Annotated in this window: 6 protein-coding genes; 5 read left to right on the top strand and 1 reads right to left on the bottom strand. The window is 46.0% G+C overall.

Going from position 1 to position 6747, the window contains the following annotated elements; translation table 11 throughout:
• Positions 1–360 precede the first annotated feature (360 nt).
• The 5 genes from QUB70_RS20515 (at position 361) to QUB70_RS20495 (ending at position 5584) form a co-directional block, all read left to right on the top strand.
• A complete protein-coding gene (locus QUB70_RS20515) occupies positions 361–786 on the top strand; it encodes a photosystem I reaction center subunit II PsaD (protein WP_332983088.1) in 426 nt (141 codons plus the stop codon).
• Positions 787–951: 165 nt separating this feature from the next.
• Positions 952–1812 carry a GNAT family N-acetyltransferase gene (locus tag QUB70_RS20510; RefSeq protein ID WP_332983087.1) on the top strand — a complete coding sequence of 287 codons (861 nt, stop codon included), beginning with the start codon at positions 952–954 and terminating at the stop codon, positions 1810–1812.
• A 132-nt stretch (positions 1813–1944) separates the two neighbouring features.
• The gene (gene trpE, locus QUB70_RS20505; protein ID WP_332983086.1) at positions 1945–3492 is read left to right on the top strand and encodes an anthranilate synthase component I; all 1548 of its coding nucleotides are present in this window, start codon (positions 1945–1947) and stop codon (positions 3490–3492) included.
• Positions 3493–3928: 436 nt separating this feature from the next.
• Positions 3929–4813 carry a PhzF family phenazine biosynthesis protein gene (locus QUB70_RS20500; RefSeq protein ID WP_332983085.1) on the top strand — a complete coding sequence of 295 codons (885 nt, stop codon included), beginning with the start codon at positions 3929–3931 and terminating at the stop codon, positions 4811–4813.
• A 279-nt stretch (positions 4814–5092) separates the two neighbouring features.
• Positions 5093–5584 (top strand): hypothetical protein, encoded by a 492-nt coding sequence (locus QUB70_RS20495; protein WP_332983083.1) that lies wholly within the window; start codon positions 5093–5095, stop codon positions 5582–5584.
• Positions 5585–5586: 2 nt separating this feature from the next.
• Here the strand turns inward: QUB70_RS20495 and QUB70_RS20490 are convergent, their stop codons facing one another.
• Positions 5587–6438, bottom strand: coding sequence for an alpha/beta fold hydrolase (locus tag QUB70_RS20490; RefSeq protein WP_332983082.1), 852 nt, complete (start codon positions 6436–6438; stop codon positions 5587–5589).
• Positions 6439–6747 lie beyond the last annotated feature (309 nt).

Genomic DNA, 6747 nt, shown 5'->3' with positions numbered 1-6747 from the left:
TCATCTTTATTTGGCAATTTTACTAGCTTTTTCATTTTAACCCTTTTTGGGCATACTCGCCAAAGTGAGATGCACCCTTGTTCGATCGCGTGTGGGGGGAATTGGGGGAATGTGCGATTCTTCTGGTGCGCCACAAGCACGAGAAGGATTGCTGCTTTTTTTTGATTGTTTTTTCGGAATTCGTGCTTCCTAATTCTGTTTTCTAACTTTGGTGGAAATTACCAATTATCAATTATTAATTACTAATAATCAATTATCAGAAAAGATCGATCGGCAAAAAACTGTTAACTTTCCTTACAATTTCGACAGAAGCGTCGCGCCCTGATGATAGGATGCCCTAAAAATCCTTTGGATATGTTTATGGCAGAAGAACTCACTGGACAACCCCCAATCTTCGGCGGCAGCACAGGCGGCTTGCTGACCAAGGCGCTAGTTGAAGAGAAGTACGCTATCACTTGGACTAGCCCCAAGGAGCAGGTGTTTGAAATGCCGACAGGCGGCGCTGCGATTATGCGTCAAGGCGACAACTTGCTGCATCTGCCCCGGAAGGAGCAGTGCATCGCTTTGGGCGGCCAGCAACTGCGGGCTAAATTCAAAATCACGAACTACAAAATTTACCGCGTGTTTCCAGACGGTACTACTGAGTACCTGCATCCCAAGGATGGCGTGTTCCCTGAGAAGGTGAACGAAGGTCGTCCTTACAACGGTAAGATTGACCGGAATATTGGCAGCAATCCCAATCCGATTAAGGTGAAGTTTACCGGTAAAAAGACTTACGATCCTTAAGGTCGTGACTGCATCGCTGAGCAAAACATAGGTAATATTCCCTGGACGGCTCAGCTTGTAAACTTGTTTTTGCAGTAGTATGCGGGCGCGGGAGGCCGTCGGCCGCCGCGCCAGAATACTACTGCAAACTTCAAATCTAATTAAAAGTTAATCGTTAAATTAAAAATGAATGTCGCAATCAGGCGAGCGCAGCCTTCTGATATCGATGTTTGCGCTCGCATTAATTATGAAGCTTTTAAAGATATTTCCGATCGCCATCAATTCCCTACAGATTTTCCGACGCTGGAGTTTTCAACTGAAATTATTGGTCTTCTGCTCGAAAATCCGCTGTTTTTTGGCATAGTAGCCGAGAGGGAGGGTGCGGTTGTCGGCTGCGGGTTTATGGACGAACGCAACCCGATTCGCGGTATCGCGCCTGTCGCTGTCGATCGCACTTTTCAAGCCCGCGGCACGGGACGGCAAATCATGAAAGCCTTGCTGGAACGGGGACAGGACGCTCTGGGCATCCGTTTGGTTCAGGAATCTTTCAACATGGCGTCGCTGTCGCTGTACGCTTCTCTGGGTTTTGAGGTGAAAGAACCTTTTGTGTTAATGGAGGGGAAGTTTCGCAGCCAGCCTCCGTATGGGTTTGAGGTGCGCCCGCTGGCTAGTGAGGATGTTACCGAATGCGCGGCTTTGTGCGAAAAAGTATGCGGGTGCGATCGAACTTCGGAGATTGAAGACGCCCTCAATTACAATTCTCCCTTCGTTGCCGGCCGACAAGGTAGGATTGTGGCTTATACTTGTGCAGTGTCGGCTTTGAGCCACAGCGTCGCGGAAACTGAAGCCGATATGCAGGCTTTGCTCTTGGGGGCTGCTGCGTACAGTTCAGAAGAATTGCTTTCTTTTCACTTGCCGCTGAGATATGCAAGTTTATTTCGCTGGTGCTTGCAAGAGGGGCTGCGCGCCCTCAAGCCAATGGCGGTGATGGCAGTTGGCGAGTATCAGTCGCCGGAGGGATGTTGGTTTCCGTCTTTTGCTTATTGAGTACCAAGACGGTTAGGGCGCTTTTAATCGCTGAAATCCTAGGATTGCATTTTCCTTCTTCCTGAAATCCGTTACATCCGTTACATCCGTTACAGAATCCGTTGCCGAACTTCTTTCTTCCTTCTGATATATATGATATTTCCCGATTTCTCACAATTCTCGGAACTGGCGAAACAAGGCAATTTTGTGCCGGTGTATCAAGAATGGGTTGCTGATTTGGATACGCCGGTGTCGGCGTGGTATCGGGTGTGTGCCGGTCAACCTTACAGTTTTCTGCTGGAGTCGGTGGAAGGCGGGGAAAAACTCGGGCGCTACAGTTTTTTGGGGTGCGATCCGCTGTGGATTTTGGAGGCAAAGGGCGATCGCACAACTCAAGTTTACCGCGACGGTTCCGAAAAAGTGTTTGCGGGCGATCCGTTTGCGGTTTTAACTGAATGTTTGCAGTCTTATCAACCGGTGAAATTGCCGCAGTTACCGCCGGGAATTGGCGGGCTATTCGGGTTTTGGGGTTATGAGTTAATTAAGTGGATAGAACCCCGAGTTCCCGTGCATCCAGCAAGCGAGAATGATTTGCCAGATGGATTGTGGATGCAGGTGGATAATTTGCTGATTTTCGATCAGGTGAAGCGAAAAATTTGGGCTGTCGCCTATGCGGATTTGCGGGAGATTGGCGTTGATTTGGCCGATGCTTATCAGCAAGCGTGCGATCGCGTTTCTCAGCTAGTAAATAAGCTGCAATCGCCGCTTTCCCAGCAATCTACTCTCATAGAATGGACTCCTCCCAATGACGGGCAAGATGCCCGTTCCACAACCGGAAATACAGAATTGAGTTACACCAGCAATACTACTCCCGAAAAGTATTGTGCCAATGTATTAAAAGCTAAGGATTATATCAAAGCGGGAGATATTTTTCAAGTAGTTATTTCCCAGCGGCTGGAATCTGAATACAGCGGCGATCCTTTTGCACTTTACCGCTCTTTGCGTCTCATTAATCCTTCTCCGTACATGGCTTATTTCAATTTCGGAGATTGGCAGATTATCGGTTCGAGTCCAGAGATTATGGTGAAGGCGGAAAACACTGCTGATGGCAAGAAGATAGCAACTTTGCGACCAATCGCCGGCACTCGCCGCCGGGGTAAAACTCCTCAAGAAGATGATGCTTTGGCTGCTGAATTGCTGCAAGATCCGAAGGAAATTGCGGAACACGTCATGTTAGTTGATTTGGGCAGGAACGATTTAGGTAGAGTTTGCCGAAACGGTACTGTAAAAGTTGACGAGTTAATGGAAATTGAGCGTTATTCTCACGTCATGCACATTGTGAGCAATGTGGTGGGAGAATTGGCTGAGGATAAGACAGCTTGGGATTTGTTGAAAGCTGGTTTTCCTGCGGGTACGGTTAGCGGTGCTCCGAAGATTCGGGCGATGGAGATTGTGCACGAGTTGGAAGGTTGTCGCCGGGGGCCGTATTCTGGGGTTTACGGGTATTATGATTTTGAGGGGCAATTGAATAGTGCGATCGCAATTCGGACTATGGTTGTTCGTTCTTTAGGTAGTGACAAACATTCGGTTTCTGTGCAAGCAGGTGCTGGTTTGGTGGCCGATTCTAACCCGGATCTGGAGTACGAAGAAACGCTCAATAAAGCCAGGGGAATGTTGCAGGCGATTCGCTGTTTGAAATAGTGAGTTATAAGGGCTAAAGCATTAGTGTCAACTATCGCCTAAAACCCTTTTGATCTCTCGTTTATAGCCGAGGCCCGATCCCCCTAAATCCCCCTTAAGAAGGGGGACTTTGAGAACACTCCGGTTCCCCCCTTCTTAAGGGGGGCGCCGGCAGGGTGGATTAATTGTCATCCTAGAAATAGGTACGTAGTTGGGCTTTAGCCCTCTTGAGACGTATATAGAAAGAGGGCTAAAGCCCAACTACGTACCTTTATTAATATAACAGTTGCGTCCCAGACGCGAGCTTTGAGTGGTGCTTTCTGTCGTTTCAGATTTCTTCTCCCCACAATAAAACCACCCTGCTTCTTAAGGGGGGCTAGGGGGGATCGGGCCTCGGCTATAAGCGAGAAATAAATATAAAGTCCTGACTACAAACCATTTTTTGCAAGAGGTAATTATGAATTTTTATATAGTTGACGTATTTGCGGAGTCAAAATATGCTGGCAATCAGCTAGCTGTATTTTGCGGTGCGGGAGTTGCCGAACTATCTGAGGCCCAAATGCTGCTGATAGCGAGGGAAATCAATTACTCAGAAACTACGTTTATTCGATCGCCCGATCCGCGAGATGGCGGCTATGACGTGCGGATATTCACGCCCAAGAAGGAATTGCCCTTTGCCGGTCATCCGACTTTGGGCACTGCGTTTGTGTTGCAGCAAGAGATTATTCGCGAAAAGGTCGATCGAGTAATTCTCAATCTAGCCGTCGGTCAAATTCCTGTCACCTTTAATTATCACAATGAATCGGCAGATATTTTGTGGATGCGACAAAACGCGCCTAGTTTTGGTCAAGTTTTATCAGCCGAGACTCTGGCAAATGTCCTGAATTTAGAACCAGATGAAATTGATGGCAACTTCCCAATTCAAGAAGTTTCGACCGGAGTGCCGTTTATAATTGTCCCATTAAAAACTCTCGCCTCGCTCAAAAAAGCTCAAGTCAACTTAGATAAATATTTTGAGCTAGTTGATAGAATGGAAGCGAAAGAAATTTTGATATTTTGCCCAGAAACTTACAGCGACGTTAATGATTTGAGCGTCCGAGTTTTTGCCCATTCATTAGGAATTCCAGAAGATCCGGCGACTGGCAGTGCTAACGGCTGTTTGGCGGGATATTTGGTAGAATATGATTATTATGGGTCAGCAAAGATTGATATCAGAGTTGAGCAGGGTTATGAAATCGAGCGACCTTCTTTGCTGTTGTTACAAGCAGCCAAAAATGAAGGGAAAATAGCAGTTTTGGTGGGTGGTAAGGTGGTGATGGTTGCTAAGGGAGAATTTGTGTAGAATATTTAATGGGAAATTAGACCTCTTGCAAAAATAACTAGGACGGGCAAGATGCCCATCCCACAATTTTTTTTCTTGTGGAATGGGCCGGAGAGCCCGTTCCAGAATTTGATTAAAAGGATTTTTGCAAGAGGTCTATTATTAACCGCCGATGCACGCAAGATTTAGAGGCTTCTTGGGCGATCGAGATGTTACAATTTTGCTAATATGAGGTAGCTCACATTAATTGATTCGCGTTATCGTTATACTGAAAAGGTCATCCATACCAGATACCTTCCAATGCTGCAAACATTTTCGCGGACTTTAAGCTTATCCCCTGACGCTTTAGAAGCCCTGCTTTCACTTCCATTAACCAGCTTGCTCGATTCACCGGAATTAAATCAAGTCTTGGGAAGTCTGGATACTGATTTGCTCAAAGAAACTTTGCCAACTGCTGGAACTGTTTTAGCTCAAAAGCTGCCGCCTTTTTACGACTGGTTGCAAACAGAACTAGGAATTAAAAACGTCCCAGACAGTCCCGATCATGCTACAAAATGGGTAGTCGGTTTTTTGAGGAATGAAGAAAGTTTAACTCGTTTAGTTGAATTGCACAAATCGATTCCCACACAGGCATTAGAACGATCGATCCCTCGCTTGGTTAGCGCCTTTGATGAGGTTCAACCCACCGCCGTAAAGCAAGAGTGGGAAAAAGCGGTAGCGGCGCTTTGTTTGGTACTCGCAGTCGCGGCGCGGGAAAATAAGCCATCTGCGGCCTCAAGCAATTCTGTCTGAGTTTAAACAAAGCGCTTTTTTCGGAAAATTTGCAATTGAGTGCGATCGATCTGAACGACTACCGGCCGTCGCTTGTTGAGGACGATCGCATTGTGCCTGTATACCAAAAGCAACTGAGCCAATACTACCACCAGGACTCGCCTTTTCTGAAACTTGCCTTCAAAATGTGCCATTCGGACGATCGCCTCTTCGATTTTATAACAACAGTTGTTGCCTTTGGGGGAAATCACAAAAATCGTTCCCGGTATGTAATCGCCTTCATTTGCCCAGAAAGCATACCTTTCGCCTAAAGTAAAGTAGTGAAAAACATTGTTAGCCGTGCAAGTTTTAGCTAACTTTTCCGAAACGCCCAAAGAATTAAAAATTACAGTGGATCTAATATAATCCGGGTATTTTGCCGCTATTTGCTGAGCAACTTTGCCACCCAAACTTTCTCCGATGACATCGGGGGGATTTCCGCTGTGAAATTGCTGTTTTATCCAATCAACAGCACCCTCCGTTTGCGCCGATTTTAACTGGCGTTCTAGTTTTGCCAGAAATACATCTGGCGTATCTTCCAAAACGCGCTCGAAAGGATACCACGAACCGTATCCGCGAATCACGAGAACAGGGGGATTATTGCCAGAAATGGGAACGCGACTTTCAGCATAAAAACCAGTGCGAGAGTCTTCAAACAGTTTTTCTATGATATAATTTCCATCAATAATTTGCCCTGACTCGTGCCGAATATAAATTGAAGGATTATTTGGTTTAAAAGTATCGTGCAGTTGGGGTTTCGCAAACTTTTCGTAGAGGGAATCTAGCAAGTGCCTTCCCGTTTTGCCATCGACAAAATCGAATTCTGTTGTTTTCATTATTTGGTAGGGGCGGGTTTTACCAACAATATTTAATTACTACAAACAATTTACATAAACCCGCCCCCACACAACACATCGACAAAATCAGATTTAGTTGTTTTCATTATTTGGTAGGGGCGGGTTTTACCAACAATATTTAATGACTACAAACAATCTACATAAACCCGCCCCCACACAACAGATAGCCCACATTAAATTTTATTTATATCAAAGGCGAAAAATGTACATCGGGATTTATCGTTGGGCGAGGGCGGGTTTTAGAGATTGTCAATTATTGGCCAATATTGTATGTGAAACCCGCCCCTA

Origin of the sequence: Microcoleus sp. A003_D6 (assembly GCF_036702825.1) — a bacterium.
Classification (GTDB): Bacteria; Cyanobacteriota; Cyanobacteriia; order Cyanobacteriales; family Microcoleaceae; genus Microcoleus.
This window is presented reverse-complemented; position numbering and strand designations above follow the sequence as displayed.